Origin of the sequence: Streptomyces sp. G5(2025) (assembly GCF_049542075.1) — a bacterium.
In the GTDB taxonomy this organism is placed as follows: Bacteria; Actinomycetota; Actinomycetes; order Streptomycetales; family Streptomycetaceae; genus Streptomyces.
Genome location: NZ_JBMUZT010000006.1, coordinates 3,326,403 through 3,348,334, shown reverse-complemented (window position 1 = coordinate 3,348,334; position 21,932 = coordinate 3,326,403). Strand labels below are relative to the sequence as shown.

The following is a 21,932-nucleotide window of genomic DNA, read 5'->3' as shown; positions in this document are numbered from 1 at the left end:
CGAGCACCCCGCCGAGGTCAGCGCCCCAGGAAAATCGGGTTCGTGAACCCCCTCAAGGCCCCCGGCAGCGCGGGCGTCGTCGTTGGGTGGCGGATTTCCGCGCGGACGTAGGCCGCGTACGACGGTGTCGTGCGCCACTCCACCGTGCCCGTGCCGGAGGCCGGGAGGGCGGGGGCCGTGTGCAGGACGCCCTGGTCGGTGACGATGCGGGCCGTGCAGCCGGGGGCGCCCTTGACGTCCAGGCGGACCGTGACCGGGGTGTCGCGGTCCACGGACAGGCGTTCGCCGATGCCCGCGTGGTGGCCCCGGCCGCCCGCCGCGGAGAAGGACAACTCCACCGACGCGGACTCGGCGATGTAGGAGCGGCCGCGCCGCAGGCCCTCCAGGATGGCGTCGCGGGTCAGGTCGTCGGCGAGGACCACCGTCTGCGGGCCGCCGATCCGGTCGGGGTCGCGGTGCGCGTCGCTGTTGCCCATCGCCGGGATCCACGGCTTCCCGCCGCGTACGGAGGCCACGAGCATGCTGTCCCAGTCGGCGAGGGACACCTCGTCGTCCGGCGTGTACGGGCCGTTCCACACCTCGACGGCGTCCGCCTCGCCGAAGCCGAACTTCCAGTTGCAGCCGACGCAGGTGGCGTGCGGGTGGGCGGGGACGACGAGGCCGCCCGCGTCGCGGATCGTGCGCGCGTATCTGCCGAAGCGGTTGTCGCGGGCGCGGTAGCGCCAGTCGACGAACGTGCCCGGGTCCGTGCCGAGCGCCACCACGTGGCCGTTACGCGTGGTGACCTCCTCGCCCAGCATGATCAGCAGGTCGTCGCCCGCGTGTTCGGCCCAGTGGGCGTGCGCGGAGTGCGTGTTGTGCTCGGAGCTGTTGATGAAGTCGAGGCCCGCGGCGCGGGCGAGCGCGGCGATCTCGGCGAGGGTGCGGCGGCCGTCGGAATAGATGGAGTGCAGGTGGCAGTCGCCGCGGTACCAGGCGCGGCCGCGGCCCTTCGCGCGCTCCGGCGGATAGGTGGGCCTCGGGGCGCTGCCGGGGGCCCCGTAGGTGAGGGTGATCGTCACCTCGTAGGGCAGGCCCTCGGGGGCGACCGTGTAGGGGCCGAGCGCGATGTGCCAGGTGCCAGGACGGACGCGGCCCGGGATGTAGCCGGGCGTCGCGTCGTCGGCGCGGAGGAAGAACTCGGTGCGGGCGCCGCCGGACCAGCCGCGGAAGCCCTTGCCGCCGAGGTCCGTGCCGCGCTCGTCGAAGATGCCGATGTCCAGGGCGTTGCCCTGCGTCCCCGCGGGCACGGGCGGCTTCTGGTAGGTGTACGCGACGCGCAGCTCGCTGACGCCCGCCGGGATCTCCAGCGGCAGGTAGACGAAGTCGGGGGCGCCCGGCGGCAGGGTCCCGTGGACGGTCCTGGTCTCCCGGGTGCCCTGCCGCGCCTGGGCCGGGACGCGCCCTTCGGCGCCGCTCGCGAAGCTCACGCCGTTCAACGTGAGGGCGGCGGCGGTTCCCGCCACGAACAGTCCGCGCCGGTTCATTCCGCCGTGCTGCGGGTGGTCCTCACACATGCTGCGGCTCCCAGGGTGTCGGTGGTGACGTGGGCGGTGCGTGCAACCCTGGTATTGAGCCGTGAACCGGGCGCCAAGGGAAGAAGATTGACGGGCTTACACCCGATGGACGGCGGCTTCTTCCCCGCCCCGGGTCAGGCGGCGGCCGATCGCCGCCCAGGTCATCGGCCGAGAGGCCCGCCGGGCTCCTGGCGCAGGGCCCTAGGCGGTGGCCCCCGCCGCCAGCAGCGCCGCCTCCGTCTCCGGATGCGGGCCGCCCCGGGCCCAGCGCAGCGGGGTCCAGCCCGTGCCGTGGTCCTCCGGGAGGGTGGGGTCCGCGCCGTGGGCGAGCAGTGCGCGCACCGCGTCGACGTGGCCCCAGCACGCCGCGCCGCACAGCGGTGTGCCCTCGGAGCCGTGGCCGCTCTCGGCGTCCGGCGGTGCGCCGGCCCGCAGCAGGAGCCGGACCGCCTCGGCGTCGCCGTGCACGGAGGCGGCGTACAGGGGAGTCGTGCCCTCGCCGTCCGGCAGGCGCGGGTCGGCCCCGGCGCGCAGCAGGGAGGCGACGGCCGCCGTCTCGCCGAGCCGCGCGGCGAACACCAGGCGGCCGGTCAGCTTCTTCTGCCGTCGTCTGTTCACCGGCGTCAGCGTAGTAATGCCCTGGCCATGGACCAACCGACTTTCCGCGGATAGGAAAGGGGCGATGGGGGCGACCGAACGCCGAGACTCGGAGGCACCGTGCGCATCTCCGCGACGCTGTACATGACCGACGGCACCATCGGGCCGATACCGCTGGCCCGAGAGTTGGAGGGCCGGGGGTTCGACGGGCTCTACCTCCCCGAGCACACCCACATCCCCGTGCCCCGCCAGACCCCCTACCCCGGCGGCGAGCTGCCGCCCGAGTGCGCCCGTATGCTCAGCCCCTTCATGGCGCTCGCCCAGGCCGCCGCCGTCACCGAGCGGATCACCCTCGGCACGAACATCGCGCTGGTCGCCCAGCACGACCCCATCGACCTCGCCAAGCAGGTCGCGACCCTCGACCACCTCTCCGGCGGCCGCGTCACCCTCGGCATCGGCTACGGCTGGAACCGCGAGGAGGCCGAGGACCACGGCGTCCCGTGGCCCCACCGGCGGGCCGTCGTACGGGACCGCATGGCGCTCATGCGGGCCCTGTGGGCCGAACAACCGACTGAGTACGAAGGGGAATTCGGGTCGGTGCGGGCCAGCGAGGTCCATCCGAAGCCCCGGCGGGCGCCCCGCAAGCGGCCCGGGAAAGGGCCGCTCCACGGGCCCCGCACCCTCATCGGCGGCGCCGCCGGGCCGGGGCTCTTCGCGCACATCGCGGAGTACGCCGACGGCTGGATGCCCGTCGGCGGCAGCGGACTGCGCGAGGCGCTGCCCGCGCTGCGCACGGCGTGGGCCGATGCGGGGCGCGAGAGGGCCGACCTGTATGTGGCGCTGACGGCCGTGGCCCCCGAGGCGGGCAAGCTCGCGCACTACGCGGAGCTGGGCGTCGACGAGGTCATCGTGCAGCTGCCGGCCGCGGGGGAGGAACGGGTGTGCGCGGCGCTCGACGCGGCGCGGCGGCAGCTGGGGTCGTGACCCCGGGGCCCGTGAACGTACGGGGCGGAAGTATCCGCCCAGGTCACGTGTTGTCGCTCGTATGCTCGGAGACATGACCAACAGCGCGCAGCCCGACGAGGCCGGACGACCCACCGCGAACGCCATGCGGCGCGCGCTCAGGCGGGCCAGGGACGGTGTCGCGCTCGACGTGAGCGAGGCCGCCGTCCTGCTCCAGGCGCGCGGCGCGGACCTCGACGACCTCGCGGCGTCCGCCGCCCGGGTGCGCGACGCGGGCCTGGAGGCGGCGGGCCGCCCCGGCGTCATCACGTACTCCAAGAGCGTCTTCATCCCGCTCACCCGGCTCTGCCGCGACAAGTGCCACTACTGCACCTTCGTGACCGTGCCCGGCAAGCTGCGCCGCGACGGCCACGGCATGTTCATGTCCCCCGACGAGGTGCTCGACATCGCCCGGCGCGGCGCCGAACTGGGCTGCAAGGAAGCCCTCATCACCCTCGGCGACAAGCCGGAGGAGCGGTGGCCGGAGGCCCGCGAGTGGCTGGAGGCCGAGGGGTACGGCGACACCATCGCGTACGTCCGTGCCATCTCCATCCGCATCCTGGAGGAGACCGGGCTGCTCCCGCACCTCAACCCGGGCGTCATGACCTGGACGGACTTCCAGCGGCTCAAGCCCGTCGCACCCAGCATGGGCATGATGCTGGAGACGACCGCCGAGCGGCTGTGGAGCGAGCCCGGGCAGCCGCACTACGGCTCGCCCGACAAGGAACCGGCCGTACGGCTGCGGGTCCTTGAGGACGCGGGGCGTTCGTCCGTCCCCTTCACCAGCGGGCTCCTGATCGGGATCGGCGAGACGTACGAGGAGCGGGCGGAGTCGCTGTTCGCGCTGCGCCGCGTGGCGCGCTCGTACCACGGCATCCAGGAACTGATCATCCAGAACTTCCGCGCCAAGCCGGACACGGCGATGCGCGGCATGCCCGACGCCGAGATCGACGACCTCGTCGCCACGATCGCCGTCGCCCGGCACATCATGGGCCCCGCGGGCAACATCCAGGCGCCGCCGAACCTCATCGCGGGGGAGTACGAGCGGCTGATCGGCGCCGGCATCGACGACTGGGGCGGCGTCTCGCCGGTCACGATCGACCACGTCAACCCGGAGAAGCCCTGGCCGAAGCTGGACGAGCTGGCCGCACGGTCCGCGGCTGCCGGCTTCACGCTCGCCGAACGGCTGTGCGTGTACCCCGAGTTCGTACGGCGCGGCGAGCCGTGGCTGGACCCGCGGCTCCTTCCGCACCTGCGGGCCCTCGCCGACCCGGAGACCGGCCTCGCCCGCCCCGACGCCCCCGTCGAGGGCCGCCCCTGGCAGGAGCCCGACGAGGGGTACGTCGCCACCAAGTCGTCAGGCCGCACCGACCTGCACCGCACCATCGACACGGACGGCCGCACCGCCGACCGGCGGGAGGACTTCGACGAGGTGTACGGCGACTGGGAGGCCCTGCGGGAGCAGGCCGCGCCCGGCATGATGCCGTCCCGCATCGACGGCGATGTGCGCGCCGCCCTCGCCACGGCCGCCGACGACCCGACGAAGCTCACGGACGACGAGGCGCTGGCCCTGCTGCACGCCGACGGGCCCGCGCTCGACGCGCTCTGCGGCATCGCCGACGACATCCGCAAGACGGTCAACGGCGACGACGTCACGTACATCGTCACCCGCAACATCAACTTCACCAACGTCTGTTACACCGGCTGCCGCTTCTGCGCCTTCGCGCAGAGGCGGACCGACGCGGACGCGTACACCCTCTCCCTCGACCAGGTCGCCGACCGGGCCGCGCAGGCCTGGGACGTGGGCGCCGTCGAGGTGTGCATGCAGGGCGGCATCCACCCCGACCTGCCGGGCACCGCCTACTTCGACATCGCGCGGGCCGTGAAGGAGCGCGTGCCGGGCATGCACGTGCACGCCTTCTCACCGATGGAGGTCGTCAACGGCGCGAGCAGGACCGGCCTTTCGATCCGCGAGTGGCTGACCGCCGCGAAGGAGGCGGGGCTCGACTCCATCCCGGGCACGGCCGCCGAGATCCTCGACGACGAGGTCCGCTGGATCCTCACCAAGGGCAAGCTGCCCGCGGCCACCTGGATCGAGGTCGTCAAGACCGCGCACGAGCTGGGCATCCGGTCGAGCTCCACGATGATGTACGGCCATGTGGACCAGCCCCGGCACTGGCTCGGCCACTTGCGCACGCTGGCCGCGATCCAGCAAGAGACCGGTGGTTTCACGGAGTTCGTGACGCTGCCCTTCATCCACACGAACGCGCCGGTCTATCTGGCGGGCATCGCCCGGCCGGGGCCCACCACCCGCGACAACCGCGCCGTCACGGCCATGGCGCGGGTCCTGCTGCACCCGCACATCCCCAACATCCAGACCAGCTGGGTGAAGCTGGGCCAGGAGGGCGCCGCCGAGATGCTGCGGTCCGGGGCGAACGACCTGGGCGGCACGCTGATGGAGGAGACCATCTCCCGTATGGCGGGCTCCAGTTATGGGTCCTACCGGTCCATCGAGGACCTGGTGGCCATCGCGGAGGCCGCGGGGCGGCCCGCGAAGCCGCGCACGACGCTGTACGGCGCGGTGCCCGAGGAGCGGCAGCGGGCCGCCGCGGCCTCGGACGGGCACCTGCCGGAGTTGCTGCCGCTGGCCGACTGACCGGCTGATCAGGCCTCGCCGAGAACCCGGTCCACCTGTGACAGCAGGCTCAAGGAGGGCAGCAGGGCGGCGGGGACGAAGTTCTGGGCGATCACCTCGTCGGGGTGGAACAGCTCGCCCTGGGCGTTCCTTCCCACCCGCTCCAGGTACCTCTCCCACAGGTCGCTGCCCGGTGTCATGACGTACGACAGCGGGCGGCCGTCGGGCCCTTCGTCGACCGTCCAGCCTGTCCTGTCCTGCTTCAGCGCGAAGAAGGACCAGGTGATGTACGAGAAGAAGCTCCCGCCCCGGTAGGGGCCGTTGGCCGTGAGCACGGGCAGCAGAGGACGCTCGGTCGGCTCGGCCCCCGCCCCGGTCTCCGGACCCGGCGGCACGGGCAGCGTGATGGAGACGTCCAGGTTCGGGCTGTCGGGATTGGTGACCTTGAGGTCCGGCAGGGTCGTGGGAGAGGCGGGGGAGGGCCAGGGCACGTCGGGGAGTGGGACAGCCGCGTCGAGTCGTGTGTAGCCGATCAGGCCGTACAGGGCCCCGCGCAGGCGCGGAGTGTTCTTGCTGATCACATGGAAGAGTTCGTGGAGCAGGATGTCGCGCAGGCCGGTGGTGGTGCTGCGGGGGAAGAGCGGGTCGCCGCCCGGCGCGGGGCCGAGGGCCGGGGTGATCTTGGCGGCGGGGAGCACGACGGTATCGGTGTGCCGGGTGTACGCCGCGCGGCTCTCCTCCTGCCCGGTGGTCTTCACCAGGTGGACGACCGGCGGCAGCAGGTCCGGCCACCGGCCGGTCAGCAGGGCGTCGACGTCCGCCGTCACCTTGGCCAGGACGTCGGTCTCCTCCCGTGTCCAGGGCATGACCTGCGCGGTGACGTAGTCGAGGTAGAGCGCCGTGTCGACGGTGGTGCCGGGGTCGGTCAGGCAGACGCGGGCGCGGCGGTCGAAGTCGCTGAGGGTGGCGACGAAGTCGTCGACGGAACCGAGCCGTTCGCGGCCCGTGGCCGGGGATGCGGCGATGACGCGGGTGCTTCCGATGGTGCCGAGGGTGAGGTCGGCGGGGGGTTCGGCCATGGTGTGCTCCTGTGGGGCGGCTCGGTCCTGGGGCGCGTTCACACCGGGCTTTCGGCGAGCCGGAACCCCATGGCGTACACCGCCTTCGGGTACCAGCCGTGCCGGCGGCGGCAGCGGGCGAGGTCGGCGTAGCGGGTGAAGCTGCCGCCCCGCGCCACGCGGTAGGGGCGGCCGCCCGCCGTCAGGTCGTCGGCGACCCGCTGTCCGCCGGGGTAGGGGCGGTAGTCGTCGCTGACGTACTCCTCGACGTTGCCGCCCATGTCGTCGGCGCCGAAGGGGCTGCGTCCCGCGGGATGGATGCCGACAGGGGTGGTGGTGAGCGGGCCGCTCTCCACGGTGTTGGCGGCGTCGGCGGCGAGGTGGTCCCCCCACGGGTACTCGCGGCCGTCGCCGCCGCCCGCCGCGTACTCCCACTCGGCTTCGGTGGGCAGCCGGAAGCGGCGCCCCGTCCGGCGGGACAGCCAGGCGGCGTAGGCGTCGGCGGCCTGCGGCGGGACCGTCCACACGGGATGGTTGGCCAGGTGGACGGGGTGGACGCCGAACTGCCAGGAGGTGGGCAGCCAGGGCGCTTTCGTCTCCAGCAGGAACGCGCGGTACTCGCTGTTGGTGACCGGATAGCGGGCGATACGGAACGCGGCGATGTCCACCGTGTACTCGGGTGTCTCCTTGGCGATCCACTCCCGCCGCACCCCGACGTGCCGCCAGGCCGCGATCACCGAGTCCACCCGCTGGCGCGACAGCCCGAGGAGCACTTTCCCGGCGGGGACGTCGAGCATGGCGGGTGAGTCGACGTCGATGCGGGGATCGCCGTGCAGGGCGAGCAGGGTGCCGGCCGCCAGGCGGGTCTCGGGGGCGACGGCGATGTCCTCGGCGACCTGCGCCAGCGCGGCGGGGTCGACACCGGTGAGGCGGCGGCACTGCCGGTGCATCCGGCGCGGGTCGAGACGGTCGCTGTAGGCCTTGCCCAGACCCATGGCCTGGCGGTCTTCGAGGGCGTTGATGTTGTCGTACGGGGGGTTGGGCATCGCACTCCTCCGTTCAGCGGGCCGGTTCGTGGACGCCACCGTCGTAGGAGGTGGCCAGGAAGCGGTCGGTGGCCGCGTCGTAGTGGAGGCTGGAGATCCCGGCGGTCGTGGGCCGGGTGACGTGCCAGGCGCCGGTCACCGTGTCGTGGACGGCGAGGGTGCCGAAGTAGGAACCGGTGGCGATGTGCCGGCCGTCCGCGGAGGCGGCCACGCATTTGATGGAGTGGTCGTGCGGGGTGGGGAGGGGCAGCGCCTCGGTGCCGTGCCACAGCCGCAGCTTGAGGTCGCGGCTGACGCTCGCGAAGCGGCCGCCGGGCAGCGCGGCACAGCCGTTGGCGATCCGCCCGTGCGCTCCTTCCAGCCGGGCGGTCTCGGTGAGCGTGTCGGTGCGGAACCAGGAGGCGGCCGTGTCCGCGCACACGGCGAAGAGGGTTCCGTCGCTGACCGCGACCCCTTTGACGGCGTTGGCGTGCAGCGGCAGCGTCGCGATGTGCCGCACCTCATCCTCGTCGACCCGCAGGACCAGACCCTCGCCGGTGTACGCGCCGACGACGACGTGCGGAGCCCCGTCCCGTTCGAAGGCCGCCGCGCAGTTCAGCGGCGAGCGGTGCTCCAGCAGGACCGCGCCCGTGCCGGCGTCGAACAGCCTGCCCAGCTGGCCGCCGGTCAGCACGCGTCCGCCGACGGCGACCAGGAAGTTGCACAGGCTTCCCGTCCGGGCAGCGGACTTGCCGTCGGTGTGGACGACACCGGAGTCCCCGACGGTGTACACACGGCCCCCGGCCACCGTGACCGCGTTCAGCGCCGACGTCGGCTCGACGCCCTCCAGGTCCCAGGCGTCGCGTGCGATGTCGTACACGGCGTACGAGGAGCCGAAGGTGCCGAACACCAGCGTCCCCTGGTCGAGGAACGCGCAGGAACGGGGCCAGACCTGTGCCGGCAGTACCGCCGTGCGGGCCAGGACGGGGCGGCCGTCGGCGGAGCCGGTCCGCCAGATCTTCAGGGTCCGGTCGTAGCTGAGACTGACCAGGGAAGCCGCTTCCTCGTTCCACACCAGCCGTTTGATGCCGGCCTCATGCGCCGGGAAGGCCTGCGTGCCGCCGTCGGCCAGGGCCACGACCTCGCCCTTGTCGTTGCCCGCGTACACCAGGCCGGAGGCGGTGATCGCGATGGTGTCGGTCTCGACGCCGTCGAGGTCGATGTCGGCGGTGAGGCCGCCGGTCGCCAGCGACCAGCGCTTCACCGTCCCGTCGTCGCTGGAGGAGACCAGTTCGTCGCTGCCGGTGAGCCACTCCACCGAGATGACGTCGGCGCGATGACCGGCGAAGCGGGCCACCGAGGTCCCGGCGTAGTCGTACACCCGGACGTGGTGGTCGCGGGAGGCCGTGGCGAGCAGTTTCCGGGACGGATGGAAGACGGACATCTCCACGTCGTCGTCGTGGTCGGACAGCACGGCTCGGAGCTTGAGATCCGGCACCGTCCACAGCCGGGCGGTGTAGTCACTGGACGAGCTGAGCAGATACCGGCCGTCCGGGCTGAACGTGACCTGGTTGGCGAGATGGTCGTGGACCGCGCGGGCCAGGGGCCGCCGGGTCTTGGCCTCCCACAGGATGATCTGGTTGTCGTAGCCGGCGGTGGCCACGTACCGGCCGCCCTGCGTCGCGATGCCGCTGATGGGGCCCTGGTGGCGGATCATGTCTGCGGTCCTTCCGTGGAAAGCGTGTGCGCGGTGATCGTGGCTTTGGCCTTCAGGTACGCGGAGTTGTGCGCCGTCATATGGACCCCGGTGGGCACCACGGAGCGGACCCGGACCCCATGCCGTTCCAACTGGAGCCGTTTGTCCGGGTTGTTGGTGAGCAGGTCGATTTCGTGATGCCCGAGGGCGGTGAGCATCTGCGCGGCCGCCGTGTAGTCCCGGGCGTCCTCCTCCAGCCCCAGCGCGCGGTTGGCGGCGTAGGTGTCCAGGCCGTGGCCCTGGAGGCGGTAGGCGTCGAGTTTGTTGTACAGGCCGATGCCCCGGCCCTCCTGCCGCAGGTAGAGCAGCACGCCTCCGGTCGCGGTGATCCGGCTCAGCGCCTCGTCCAGCTGGGCGCCGCGGTCGCACCGTTCGGAGGCGAACACGTCCCCGGTGAGGCATTCGGAATGCAGCCGGACCAAGGGGACGGAGGTGATGGCGGGGCCCAGCAGCACGGCGAGGTGCTCCCGGCCGTCCACGAGTTCGTGGAAGGTCGTCAGGGTGGCGGGGTGCACCCGGCCGTCGCAGCGGACCGGTACGGGGACGGAGGCGCGGATCCGCGCGGCCGTCTTGAGTTGTTCCGGGGGTGCGGGGGTGGCGGGTGCGGGAACGGGTACGGGGGTGGCGGGTTCGGCCGCGGCTCCTCCTGGCAGGCCGGTCGTCGTCGTGCGTACCGCTTCCGTCGTGGTGTCGGTGGTGCGTCCGATGAGCGTCATGTCCTCTCCCGGGGGGCGGCGTCCGCTGAAGCCATGCGGGAGCCGGCGGGTGAGGCCCGGTCCGCGGCGTCCCAGGCCCGCCAGGTGCGGTGCAGGTACACAAGGGTGCTCAGCGACAGGACGCCCAGGGCGCAGAACGCCCCGCGGACGCCGAGGGTGTGGCTGAGCGCGGGGGTGACGACCGGCGACAGCAGGGCCGCGCCGCCGGCCAGCAGGGACAGCAGCCCCGAGGAGCGCCCCAGTACTTCCTGCGGCAGGTACTTCACGCGCATCATCACCACCGTGCTCAGCACGGCGCCCTGGCCGAGCGCGCCCAGGGCCAGCGCACCGAAGAAGACGGGCCACAGCGGGGCCATGAGCAAGAAGAGCGTCAGGGCCCGCAGGCACGTGCCGAGCGTCAACGACAGGCGGGGCCGGAACGTGGCGCGCTGGGCCACCAGCAGATTGCCCAGCAGCATGCACGAGTTGGCTCCCAGGATCACCGCCGAGGCCGCCGAGCCGGACAGCTGCCAGGAGTCCCGCAGGTCGTAGACGACCAGGGCCTGTAGCCCGGCGCCGCAGACCAGCGACAGGGCGACGTGGACGACGGTCATGGTCAGCAGCCGCTGGTCGGAGCTGACGGCCCGCCATCCCTCGCGCAGCCCGCGCCCGGCGCGCGCCCGGCCCGCGGGCTTCACCGCCCTACGCGGGGGATGGACGCCGATCGCCCATACGGCGATGGGCGCCGCGAAGGTGACGATGTTCAGCCACAGCAGGCCCGCGTAACCGGTCCACGGCAACAGGGCGGCCGTGAGCAGCGGACCGGCCACGGTGGTGGCGAAGAAGACGCTGTTCAGCGTGCCGCGTGCGCGTACGGGGCACTGCGGGAACATGGCCGGTACGCCGGTGACCCAGCCGGTGAGGTAGGCGGAACCGCCCAGCGCCACCAGCAGCGCGCAGCCGAACAGCAGCCAGGTCGGTGAGTACCCGGCCACCATGCACAGGTTCATCACGATGGCGCCCGTCGCCTGCACCAGCAGTCCGGGCACCACCAGGACGCGCGGCCCCCACCGGTCGGCCGCGGAGCCGAGCCACGGCGCCGCGACCAGACTCACCGGGACGGCCGCGGCCAGCAGGGACATCGAGGCCAGGGAGCCGGTCAGGTCGTAGACCATCAGGGGCAGCACCGTGGCGTAGACGGACTCGCCCACGTTGTTCAGCGCGTTGCCCGTGGCGAAGACGCGGAAGCGACGGTCTGCGAACGGTGAGGGCTCCCGGTCCACGGGGGCGGTCGGGGCGCCGGCGGCGGCGGGGACGCCGCTGGGCCGATCCCCGGACCCGCCGGCCCGGTTCATCGGAAGTCCGCGCCGTCGGCCGCCGCTCGGACGTCGAAGGAGCCGGACGCCCGGGTCCGCGGCAGCCACAGCTCGCGCAGGGGGCGCAGGACCTGCTCCGGGTTGGCGCGGTCCAGGCGGTACAGCCGCAGGAAGCCGCCGCGGCCGCCGGCGACGATCACCGGCGCGCCGGTGGAGTCGTGGAACGAGGCGATGCTCTTGGTGAAGTCGGGCAAGTCCTCGACAAAGCCCACGAGTTCACCGGTGGCGTAGTCGAAGGCGCCGAGCTGCATGCCGTAGGAGACCGCGCACAGGGTGCCGTCGATCAGGGTGGCGGTCTCCACGGTGTTGTCGAAGAGCTCGACGAACTGCCGGTCCATCTTCTCGGCGTCGGCGAGGTACTCCTTCACCCCTCCCGAGCCCGTCACCCGGATGCGGTCGTCGCCGACCACGTCCAGGCGCTTGGGGTAGCCGCCCAGGTCGAGCTTCCACGTGACGGCGCCCTCCGCGTCGTACGCGCGCAGGAGGCCGTTGCGGGTGCCGAGCAGGCGTCGCCCGTCCGCGAGATAGCCGCTCACCCAGGCGGAGGCGGGCAGGTCGTCGATCCGGCCGGTCTCCTGTCCCGTCCGCGCGTCCAGCTCGATGCCGCCCGTGTTGCAGGCCGCCAGCAGGCGGGTGCCGTCGGGGGACACGGCGAGCGTGTGGACGATGTCCGGCAGCTCCACGGTCCAGGCGCGGGTGTCGCCCGTGACCCGGAAGACCTCGCGCGGCCAGGCGATGCCGAACCAGCCGTCCTCGGTCGGCAGGATGCGGCGGGTGAAACCGGAGCCGCTCGCGTCGTGGGCCGCCAGGTGGAGCGCCGGGTGCCCCGCGCACGGCTCCACCACGTCGACGAGGGCGGCCCCGTCGTCCGTCGCCACCGCGAACCGCCCGTCGTGGCCGGGTACGGGACGGATGTCCCAGGCACACTGGCGCTGGTAGCCGAGCCGGTTGAGGTAGTTGCCCTCGGGGTCGAACGTGGCGATCTCCCCGTCCTGCGTGAGGACGTGGACGGCGCCGTCGTCGTCGACGGCACAGTCGAAGATCTGGTGGCTGAAGCCGGTGACCCGCTTCTCGACGCGCAGCTCGGGCGCGGTGTTGTCGAAGATGAGCAGCTCGCCGTCGAAACCGCCGACGTACGCCTTGGAGAAGTCCGGCGAGAACGCCATCGCCTCCACGTCGTTGCGGGCGAAGAGGGAACGCTCCAGGACCTGCCCGTCGAGCCCGACGGTGGCCACGCCGTTGCGGATGCCCCGGTCGTCGCCGGTGCCGCCGTCGAGCGTGGCCCAGAACCGGTGGTGGCGGCGGTCGTACAGCAGCCGGTGGATGTTGGAGCTGTCGACCTGGCTCACGACGGGGAAGTCCAGCTCGCCGAGCGAGCCGATGTAGACCCGGCCGCTGCGGTCGGCGACCGCCTGCACCTCCGGGGCGTCGGTGCAGAACCACTCAAGGCGCGCGAACTTGGGGTCCCACGGCTGGACGCGTTCCACGGCGAAGGTCTCCAGGTCCAGGACCAGGAGCTGGAAGTAGCCGTTGCTGAGGTAGACCTTGCCGTTCCACACGCCGATGCCGCGGACCATGGTGGGCGACGGCTCCTCGCCGTCCATGAGCAGGGCCCGGTCGCAGGGGGCGGCGGCGTCGAGCCGGTCGAGCAGGTGCAGGGTCTCGGCGTCCCAGCGGGAGATGGTGCCGAGCTTGTCCCTGGTGATGATCCACCGGTCGGTGAGGGTCATCGCGAAGATGGGCGCGCCGGCCGGTGCCTGCGCGCTGGACGTGGCACCGGAGGAGGCCAGTAGTTTCAGGTCTTTGTCCAGCAGGTGGACGTTGCCGAGCGCGTCGGAGGCGACAAGGCCACGGCCCTGTTGATGGACGATACGGGTAATGCGTTCGGTGAGATCCATGGGCGACCGGTGTTTCCTTCCGGGCACGGGGCGGAGGCGATGCGGTAAGGCGGCCGCCGTGCCGAGGGGGAGAACCTCAAGGACTCCCCGAAGGACGGCGGCCGCCTCTTATCGGCGGGGCACACGCTGACCACGGGTCAGCGGCAGAAGCGCCCACGGGATCAGCTGATCCAGGGCCACGGGTCGCAGCGGACGGGCTTGCGCATGGAGCTCACCTCCCTGTCTGGGTCGGCGGTACGGGGTGCACCACCCGGTGGATGGCGCATCGGGCGCTCCCCGGAGGGCACGGGGAGCAGCTTTTGAAGAGCGGCGGCTCTTGAAGAGCGGCGGCTCTTGAAGGGGCGCGGCTCTTGAGGGGGCGGCGGCTCTTGAAGGGGCGGCGGCTCTTGAAGGGGCGGCCGGAACCGGTCAGGCGGACGGAGAGGGCACGCGGGCGGAGATCAACGTCTCCAGCAAGTCCGTCAGGTTGCCGGCCAACACCGAACGGTCATCGGAGAGTTCCGCGTCCCACAGCCAGTCGGCGCGAGGGACGGCGAGGGGTTCGCCGACGGGTTCGGCTCCTGAACGGCTCAGGATCTGCCGGAGCCGGTCCTGGGCGCAGCGCGCTCCTCCCGCACCGGGTGAGGCGCTGAGCGTGGCCACAGGTTTGCCGGTCAGCGGACTGTCGCCCCACGGACGCGACAGCCAGTCGAGGGCATTCTGCAGGACGCCCGACGGCGCTCCGTTGTACTCCGGCGTCGCGATGACGAGACCGTCGCAGGACGCCACCGTCCGCCTCGCCTCGATCACCTCGGCGGGCACGTTCTCCGTCTCTTTGTCGCCGTCGTAAAAAGGGAGCCGGCGAATATCGAGAAATTCGGCCCGAGCGATATCGGGACGGCTTGTAGAAATGCTTTCCAGTACTGACAGCAATCGGCTGTTCAATGATTTCCGGCGAATGCTGCCGGAGATCAGGACAATCTGATGCGTCCTTACCATCGCCATTCCCGCTTCCCTTTCGGGGCCCCTTATTGCGACATGAGTAAGGCTGGCAGAAGCCGGGTCGCACCGTCTATAGGGGCAAGGGGAATTTCGTGGCGCACGGATGCCGGGCCCGGCGGCGGTGCAGGTCAGCGTGGAGCGCTGCTGATTAACTCACCCTTTTGGGTGGAATCGGCGTCGACGGGCTCAAGGGGCGGGCAATGCTGACGCGAAAAGGCTGAACGATTTTCCAGGCCAATAAGGTGACGTACTGTTCATGGCCTGGCCATCGATTTTATGGGACACCGAGGGGCCTGCCGGGCGGGCCCGCCAGGGAGTCCGCCCGGAAACGACTACCGGGCCAGTACGTCGCCGAACCGCACGCTCTTGTCCGGGGCGCCGAGCGCGGCCGGGCCGAAGGACGTGATGCCCGTGACCGTCAGGCCTCTCGCGGAGCCGCGCAGGTGCCAGGCGGCGCCGGAGTCGGCGTAGGTGCCGTCCTCCAGCGGGGCGGTCGCCGTCAGGTCGGCCTCGCCGTCCTTGTTCGTGTCGGACAGCAGGACCTGGCCGCCGAACGTGTCGTCCTTCTCGGAGACGCCGGGGACCCCGGCCGTGGATTGCTGGAAGGCCTGCGCGCCCGTGCCGGTCAGGCCGGCGCGGGAGCCCTTGAGCAGCACGGTGCTCCCGGCGTCCCTGACGGACTCGATGTCCTCGCCGGGGATGCCTACGGCGACGTCCGCGTAGCCGTCGCCGTTGACGTCGCCCGCGCTGATCGAGGAGCCGAACTCGTCGCCCTCCTCGCCGACGCCGGGCACGCCCGCCGTCTCCTGGGTGAGCTTCGCCGTGCGGGTCGTCGAAGGCCCGGACGCCGAACCGTACTTGATGAGAATCGTGCCCTTCTGGTACGGCATGTCCTCGTAGTTGTCGCCGATGTCGCGGACGATCAGGTCGCCGTAGCCGTCCTTGTCGACGTCCGCGACCGCCCCGCCGAGGGAGGCCGCGAGCGGCTGCGACGTGGTGCTCACGCCGTCCTTGCCGCCCTTCCAGAACCGGCTGGCGTGCGCCTTCTCCTCGAAGCCGTGGCTGGAGACGATGTCGTCGGCGCCGTCGCCCGTGACGTCGCCGACCACGAACGCGGCCGGGCCGAAGGTCCTGCTCGTCGGCACCTGCTGCTTGCTGGCCGCCTTGCCGTCGCGCGTGAACGGGCCGTACGAGAGGGACATCCCCTGGATGTCCTCCCCCGGGTCGGCCTCACCCTCGAAGTCGACGGTGACCAGGTCGCGGTTGCCGTCGCCGTTGAAGTCGCCCGCGGTGACGTGCCCGCCCCGCCAGGGCAGCCGGGCGCTGCCCTCGCCGGACAGACCCGACGCGGAGCCCCACAGGACGACCGCGCCGCCGTCGGAACCGGCGACGACGAGGTCGGTGTACTGGTCGCCGTCGAGGTCGGCGGCGGCCGTCTCCTGCCCGAACCGCCCGCCGTCCTGCGGGTCGCCGGGGACACCGGGCGTGGCGCGGCCGAAGGTCTTGGAACGCGCGGTGTCGGGCCCCGCGGCCGAGCCGTACACGACCGTGACCCGGCCGGGCGTCGTGCCCTCGTAGCCGCCGACCGCGGAGATCGCGAGGTCGGCGTACCCGTCGTGGTTGAAGTCGGTCATCGGCGTGCGGGGCGGCACGGGCGCGGCCGACGCGGAACCGGAGGTGGCGCAGAGCGCGAGGGGGGTCGTCAGCGCGGCGACCGCGATGGCGGTGATGAGGGTGCGGCGGGGCACGGTGCCTCCTGTGGGGAACGTCTGTGGCGTCACGGGAGACGGGTCGTTTCGAGTGAAGGTTGTATACCGCAGGAACTCCGTTACGAGATGCGGACGTTCATCGGAGGACAGCCGTCGTTCACCCTTCTCCCCGCATCTGTGCGTGAGACTGGTCGAGGACCACTGGGCAGGGGAGGTGCGGGATGGCGCGCGCGAGGGTCTCGATGCAGGAGCTCATCCGGCGCAGACGGCAGGCGGGCTTCGTCGGACGCCGGGCGGAACTGCGCCTGTTCCGGGCCAACTTCGAGCTGCCGCCGGACGACGACCGGCACCGCTTCCTCTTCCATGTGCACGGCCACGCGGGCGTCGGCAAGACGTCGCTGGTACGCGAGATGGCGCAGCTGGCCCGCGACCGGGGCGCCCTCGTCGCGTACGTGGACGAGGGCGCGATCGGCATCCCCGAGGTGTTCGCCGAGGTGGCCGCCCAATTCTCCCAGCAGGGCCGGACGCTGAAGCGGCTGGAGCGGGCCCTCGCCACCTACCGGCAGCGCAGTCACGAGGCCGTCGCGGCCGCCGTGCGCGAGCCGGGGCCCGAGGCGCTGTCCACGGGCAGCGCCGTGGCGGCCCGCGCCGGGGTCGTCGGCCTCGGCATGGTCCCCGTCGTGGGCGCCCTCGCCGGTGTCGTCGACGCCGACCGCCTCGCGCTGGGCGCCGACCGGCTGCGGGCCCGTTTCCGCAGCCAGGAGGACGCCCGCCTCGTCCTGGAACCGGAGCGCGCGCTCACCCCCGTGCTCCTGGAGGAGCTGGCCGAGGCCGCCGACACCGCGCCGTGGCTCGTCCTCTTCTTCGACACGTACGAGCGGACGGCGCCGTTCCTCGACCGCTGGCTGCCCGACGTGATGACGACCGACCGGTACGGCGAACTCCCCGCCCACACCGTCGTGGTCACCGCCGGGCAGCGGTCCCTCGACCCTGTCCGCTGGCAGGGCGCCGCCGACTTCGCCGCCGACCTGCCCCTGCGGCCCTTCACGGAGACCGAGGCGCGCGAGCTGCTCACCGCCAAGGGGGTCACCGAGGAACCGGTGGTCGCCGAGGTGCTGCGTCTCACGGGCCGCCTGCCCGTGCTCGTCTCCACGCTCGCCGAGAGCGGCCCCGCGGCCCCCGACGACGTGGGCGACCCGAGCGCCACGGCCGTGGAGCGCTTCTTGAAGTGGGAGCAGGACCCGGCCCGCCGCGCGGCCGCACTGGCCTGCGCGCTGCCCCGCCGCCTGGACGAGGAGGTCGTCCGGGCCGCCACCGGCGAGGGCGGCGGCGTAGACCCGGCGGAGCTGTACGCGTGGCTGCGCACCATGCCGTTCGTGCGGTCCGACCGCAAAGGAGTGGCGCGCTACCACGGCGTCGTCCGCGCCCCGATGCTGCGCCTGCGCCGCCACGCCGCGCCCGCGCTGTGGAGCGCGGTCCACACCCGCCTCGCGGGGCTGTACGAGCGGCGGCGCCGCGCGCTGGAGGACGAGATCCGGGGCGAGCCGGGACGCCCCTGGATGCGCGCCGAGTGGCGTGCGGTGTGCGTCGAGGAGCTGTACCACCTGCTGTGCGCCGCGCCGCGTGCCGCGCTGCCCGGCGTCCTGCGCGAGGGGGTCGACGCCTGCCACGCGGACACGGCGGTGGCCCGCGCCTGGGCGGGGGTGGTGGCGGACGCCGCCGAGGACACGGGCGCGGAGCACCTGCGGGCCTGGTCCGACGCCTGCCGGACCGCGCTCACCGACGAACGGACCGGCGCCCTCGCGGTGCTGGAGCTCCTCCTCTCCCGCCCCGGTCTGGACGACGCGGGCCGCGTCGCCGCGTACAACGCGCACGGGCTGCGGCTCTTCCACCTGGGCCGGCTGCGCGAGGCGCTGGGCTCCCACGAGCGGGCCGTCGCCCTGGACCCCGCCGACCCGTGGGGCCACCACGGCCTCGCCATCACCCACCGCGCCCTCGGCGAGTACGAGACGGCGCTGCGCCACCTGGACGCGGCCGAGGAGGCCGCTCCGGGCGCGGAGTGGGTGCTGCGGGACCGCGGCGAGACCTACCGTCGCATGGGCCGCCCGGACGAGGCGCTGCCCTGGCTGGACCGCGCGCACGCCCTGCACCCGCGGGAGCCGCTGACCCTGGGCAGCCGGGGGCAGGCCAAGTTCACGCTCGGCCGCGCCCGCGAGGCCCTGGCCGACCTGGACCGCGCGATCGCCCTGTGGCCGGACTACGCCTGGGCGCTGACCCGCAGGGCCCGCGTGCGGCAGTCCCTCGGCGACACCGCCGGCGCCCTCGCCGACCTCGACCGCGCCGAGGAACTCGCCCCGGACGCGGCGGGCACCCGGGGCGAGCGGGGCGACGTGCTGCGCTTCACGGGCCGCCACGAGGAGGCCGTCGCCGAGTACGAGCGCGCCCTCGCCCTGGATCCGGGGTACGCGTGGGCGTGGGGCAGCAGGGCCCTGTCCCTGGAAGCCCTCGGCCGCACGGACGAGGCGCTCGCGTCACTGGACGAGGCGCTGCGGACCGACCCGGCGTACACGTGGGCGCGGGAGCAGCGGGAGCGCATCCTGGGCCCCCCGGAATCAAGCGTTCCGTAGCCCTTCGGCAGTCCACCCGCAGCCCTTTCGTAGCACTTGCGAAGCTCCGGTGAACGTCGTTCAAAAGCGACCTCGGGGACCTCAGGGGCGTCTTACCGCATACCCCTTGCCGCCGGAATCGATCGCTCCCGTTCGATTACAGTGCTGCGCAGTCGCAACGGGTCGAGGCACGGAGGGAGGTCCGGTGGGCACAGCAGCAGCCACCGGTGTCTGGGGCCGCGCCGAGCAGCAGGACTTCCGCAGCCGGGTGCGCGGCACGCTCCTCGGGGCCGCCGTCGGCGACGCCTTCGGGGCGCCCCTCGACGGACTCTCCCTCGACGCGATACGCACGGCGCACGGCACCGAAGGCCTCACCGAGCCCGCGCCCGCGTACGGCAGACGGGGCGCCGTCACCGCCGCCACCCAGCTCGCCCTGTTCACCGTGGACGGACTCATACGCGCCCAGGTGCGCCGCGACACCGGCGCCTGGCACCCGCCGACCGACCTGCACCGCGCCTACCGCCGCTGGGCCGCCACCCAGAGCGACTGGGGGCCGGACGAGCGGCGCGAGGAGGACGGCTGGCTCGCCCGCGAGGAGTGGCTCTACTCCCGCCGCGACCCGTCCCGCGCCTGCCTCCTCGGGCTCGGCAACGCCGTCATGGGCACCCTGGAGAGACCCAAGAACCCCGAGGAGCGCGGTCCCGAGGCCGCCGCCAGGTCCGCGCCGTTCGGCCTCCTCGTCGGCTGGGAGCCGCAGCTCGTGCTCCAGCTCGCCGTCGAGGGCGCCGTCCAGACCCACGGCCACCCCACCGCCTACCTCGCGGCCGGCGCGCACGCCGTCATCGTCCACGGCCTCGCCCGCGGGGAGTCCCTCGACGGCGCGATCCAGCGGACCCTGGCCCTGCTCGCCGCCCACCCCGGCCACCCGCCCGTCGCGGACGCCCTGCGGCACGCGCTGGGCGCCGTACGCCAGGGCATGCCCACGGCGGCGCGCGCCGAGGAGCTGCTGGGGGACGGCACGGCCGAGGGGGCGCTTGCCGTCGCCGTGTACTGCGCCCTGGTCGGCGAGGACATCCGGCACGGGCTGCGCCTGGCCGTCAACCACGGCGGGCCGTCGTCCGCCACGGGGGCGCTGTGCGGGGCGCTGCTCGGCGCGCTGCACGGGGAGACGGCGCTGCCGCCGGGCTGGCTCACGGAGCTTGAGGGCAGGCCCACGGTCCTGGAGCTCGCGGACGACTTCGCCATGGAGATGACCCAGGGCCCGGCGCTGCACGGCCCCGCCGTGTCCGCGCCGGGCTGGCTGGCCCGCTATCCGCGCGGCTGAGGCGAGGGGGCCGGGGCCGGGGCGGGCACGGCCGCCGCGCCCGCGGAACCCGCCGAGCCGGCCGGGCCGTCGTCATCCGTGTTGATCCGCTCGATGAGCGCGTCCCGCTCCGGGGTGTCCTCCGGCTTCACGTACCCGATGACGATGTAGAGGACCAGCGAGACCGCCAGCGGGATCGACACCTGGTACTGGAGGGCCACGCCGCCCGCGACGGCGTCGTCGATCGGGTAGTTGACCAGGTAGAAGGCGAAGAGACCGGCGCCCCAGCTGGTCAGCGCGGCGGTCGGGCCGGACTTGCGGAAGGTGCGCAGCAGACCCAGCATCATCGGGATCGCGATCGGCCCCATCAGACCGGCGACCCACTTGATGACGACCGTGATGATGTCCTTGAACGTGGGGGAGTTGACCTGCGTCGCCACCGCCATGGACAGCCCCAGGAAGATCACCGTGGTGAGGCGGGCGGCGAGCAGGCCCGTCCGCTCCGACCAGACCTTCGCCCTGGCGGAGAGGACGGGTGCCACGTCCCGGGTGAAGACGGCGGCGATCGCGTTGGCGTCGGAGGAGCACATCGCCATGGTGTGCGAGAAGAAGCCGACGATGACGAGCCCCAACAGGCCGTGCGGCAACAGCTGCTCGGTCATCAGGGCGTACGCGTCCGAGCCGTCGGGCTTCTTGGCGTCGACCAGGAGCGGCGACATCCACATGGGGAAGAAGAGGACGAGCGGCCAGACGAGCCACAGGACGGCGGAGAGCCTCGCGGACCGGGCGGCCTCCTTGGCGTTGGCGGTCGCCATGTAGCGCTGCGCCTGGTTGAGCATGCCGCCGTTGTACTCGAAGAGCTTGATGAAGAGGAACGCGAGCAGGAAGACCGTGCCGTACGGCCCGACCAGCGGCTTCGCGTGGCCCGCCAGCTCGGGTTCGTCCCAGACGCCGAAGAACCCGCCGTGCGGTCCGAGCTCGGCCACGACCGCCACGAACATCGCGATGCCCGCGAAGAGCTGGATGATGAACTGCCCCAGCTCGGTGAGCGCGTCCGCCCACAGGCCGCCGATGGTGCAGTAGATCGCGGTGATGACTCCGGTGATGAGGATGCCCTGGTTCAGCGACACTCCCGTGAAGACGGCGAGCAGCGTCGCGATGGCGGCCCACTTGGCGCCCACGTCGACGATCTTCAGTAGCATCCCGGACCAGGCGAGCGCCTGCTGCGTCTTCAGGTTGTAGCGGTTCTTGAGGTATTCGAGCGGTGAGGCCACGTGCAGCCGTGAGCGCAGCCGGTTGATGCGGGGCGCGAAGAGCCGCGCGCCGATGGCGATGCCGAGCGCGATGGGGAAGGACCAGGTGACGAAGGACGTCACGCCGTAGGTGTACGCGATCCCGGCGTACCCGGTGAACATCACCGCGCTGTAGCCCGACATGTGGTGCGAGATGCCCGACAGCCACCAGGGCATCTTGCCGCCGGCGGTGAAGAAGTCGCTGACGTTGTCGACCCGCTTGTGGGACCACACGCCGATCGCGACCATCACGCCGAAGTAGCCGATGAGCACGGCCCAGTCGAGACTGTTCATATGGCCCTCCAGGGGTCGGCCTGGTGAACTGCGCATAATGGCTCGCACTTCGCCCGTACCGGCCGTGGAAGACGTGAACGACCCGGAAGTGCGTGCTCATCGTGGGTTCGGGCATACGTCGGCGACAACTGGGGGTAGGGTCAAGAGCA

At 72.5% G+C, this 21,932-nt stretch carries 15 protein-coding genes; 4 read left to right on the top strand and 11 right to left on the bottom strand.

Going from position 1 to position 21,932, the window contains the following annotated elements; genetic code table 11:
- Positions 1-17: 17 nt before the first annotated feature.
- Positions 18-1,556, bottom strand: coding sequence for a CehA/McbA family metallohydrolase (locus tag ACOBQB_RS25905; protein ID WP_423594731.1), 1,539 nt, complete (start codon positions 1,554-1,556; stop codon positions 18-20).
- Positions 1,557-1,757: 201 nt separating this feature from the next.
- Entirely contained in the window at positions 1,758-2,174 is a 417-nt protein-coding gene (locus tag ACOBQB_RS25900; RefSeq protein ID WP_423594729.1) for an ankyrin repeat domain-containing protein, read from the bottom strand.
- 99 nt (positions 2,175-2,273) lie between these two features.
- Here ACOBQB_RS25900 and ACOBQB_RS25895 point away from each other — a divergent pair, with 99 nt between their 5' ends.
- Both ACOBQB_RS25895 and ACOBQB_RS25890 read left to right on the top strand, forming a co-directional pair.
- The gene (locus ACOBQB_RS25895) at positions 2,274-3,137 is read left to right on the top strand and encodes a TIGR03619 family F420-dependent LLM class oxidoreductase (protein ID WP_423594727.1); all 864 of its coding nucleotides are present in this window, start codon (positions 2,274-2,276) and stop codon (positions 3,135-3,137) included.
- A 73-nt stretch (positions 3,138-3,210) separates the two neighbouring features.
- Positions 3,211-5,811 (top strand): bifunctional FO biosynthesis protein CofGH, encoded by a 2,601-nt coding sequence (locus ACOBQB_RS25890; protein ID WP_423594725.1) that lies wholly within the window; start codon positions 3,211-3,213, stop codon positions 5,809-5,811.
- Positions 5,812-5,819: 8 nt separating this feature from the next.
- On the opposite strand, the gene ACOBQB_RS25885 is transcribed toward ACOBQB_RS25890, so the two are convergent.
- The 8 genes from ACOBQB_RS25885 to ACOBQB_RS25850 all read right to left on the bottom strand — a co-directional run bounded on the left by ACOBQB_RS25885 (position 5,820) and on the right by ACOBQB_RS25850 (position 16,327).
- The gene (locus ACOBQB_RS25885) at positions 5,820-6,869 is read right to left on the bottom strand and encodes a hypothetical protein (RefSeq protein WP_423594723.1); all 1,050 of its coding nucleotides are present in this window, start codon (positions 6,867-6,869) and stop codon (positions 5,820-5,822) included.
- Positions 6,870-6,907: 38 nt separating this feature from the next.
- Complete coding sequence (locus tag ACOBQB_RS25880; RefSeq protein ID WP_423594721.1) at positions 6,908-7,894, bottom strand: formylglycine-generating enzyme family protein; 987 nt, start codon at positions 7,892-7,894, stop codon at positions 6,908-6,910.
- 13 nt (positions 7,895-7,907) lie between these two features.
- Entirely contained in the window at positions 7,908-9,590 is a 1,683-nt protein-coding gene (locus ACOBQB_RS25875; protein ID WP_423594719.1) for a WD40 repeat domain-containing protein, read from the bottom strand.
- A complete protein-coding gene (locus ACOBQB_RS25870; protein ID WP_423594717.1) occupies positions 9,587-10,345 on the bottom strand; it encodes a GTP cyclohydrolase II in 759 nt (252 codons plus the stop codon). The genes ACOBQB_RS25875 and ACOBQB_RS25870 overlap by 4 nt, the downstream gene beginning before the upstream one ends.
- A complete protein-coding gene (locus tag ACOBQB_RS25865) occupies positions 10,342-11,679 on the bottom strand; it encodes an MFS transporter (RefSeq protein WP_423594715.1) in 1,338 nt (445 codons plus the stop codon). The genes ACOBQB_RS25870 and ACOBQB_RS25865 overlap by 4 nt, the downstream gene beginning before the upstream one ends.
- The gene (locus tag ACOBQB_RS25860; RefSeq protein WP_423594713.1) at positions 11,676-13,598 is read right to left on the bottom strand and encodes a PQQ-binding-like beta-propeller repeat protein; all 1,923 of its coding nucleotides are present in this window, start codon (positions 13,596-13,598) and stop codon (positions 11,676-11,678) included. Before ACOBQB_RS25860 ends, ACOBQB_RS25865 begins: the two co-directional genes overlap by 4 nt.
- A gap of 408 nt (positions 13,599-14,006) precedes the next feature.
- The gene (locus ACOBQB_RS25855) at positions 14,007-14,582 is read right to left on the bottom strand and encodes an NADPH-dependent FMN reductase (RefSeq protein WP_423594711.1); all 576 of its coding nucleotides are present in this window, start codon (positions 14,580-14,582) and stop codon (positions 14,007-14,009) included.
- Between the two features lie 329 nt (positions 14,583-14,911).
- Positions 14,912-16,327, bottom strand: a complete 1,416-nt coding sequence (locus ACOBQB_RS25850; protein WP_423594709.1) for an FG-GAP-like repeat-containing protein — start codon at positions 16,325-16,327, stop codon at positions 14,912-14,914.
- Between the two features lie 182 nt (positions 16,328-16,509).
- On the opposite strand from ACOBQB_RS25850, the gene ACOBQB_RS25845 reads away from it, so the two are divergent.
- Positions 16,510-18,915 carry a tetratricopeptide repeat protein gene (locus tag ACOBQB_RS25845; protein WP_423594707.1) on the top strand — a complete coding sequence of 802 codons (2,406 nt, stop codon included), beginning with the start codon at positions 16,510-16,512 and terminating at the stop codon, positions 18,913-18,915.
- 184 nt (positions 18,916-19,099) lie between these two features.
- A complete protein-coding gene (locus ACOBQB_RS25840) occupies positions 19,100-20,218 on the top strand; it encodes an ADP-ribosylglycohydrolase family protein (protein WP_423594705.1) in 1,119 nt (372 codons plus the stop codon).
- Here the strand turns inward: ACOBQB_RS25840 and ACOBQB_RS25835 are convergent.
- Positions 20,203-21,783 (bottom strand): sodium:solute symporter family protein, encoded by a 1,581-nt coding sequence (locus ACOBQB_RS25835; RefSeq protein ID WP_423594703.1) that lies wholly within the window; start codon positions 21,781-21,783, stop codon positions 20,203-20,205. The genes ACOBQB_RS25840 and ACOBQB_RS25835 overlap by 16 nt on opposite strands.
- Positions 21,784-21,932: the final 149 nt, after the last annotated feature.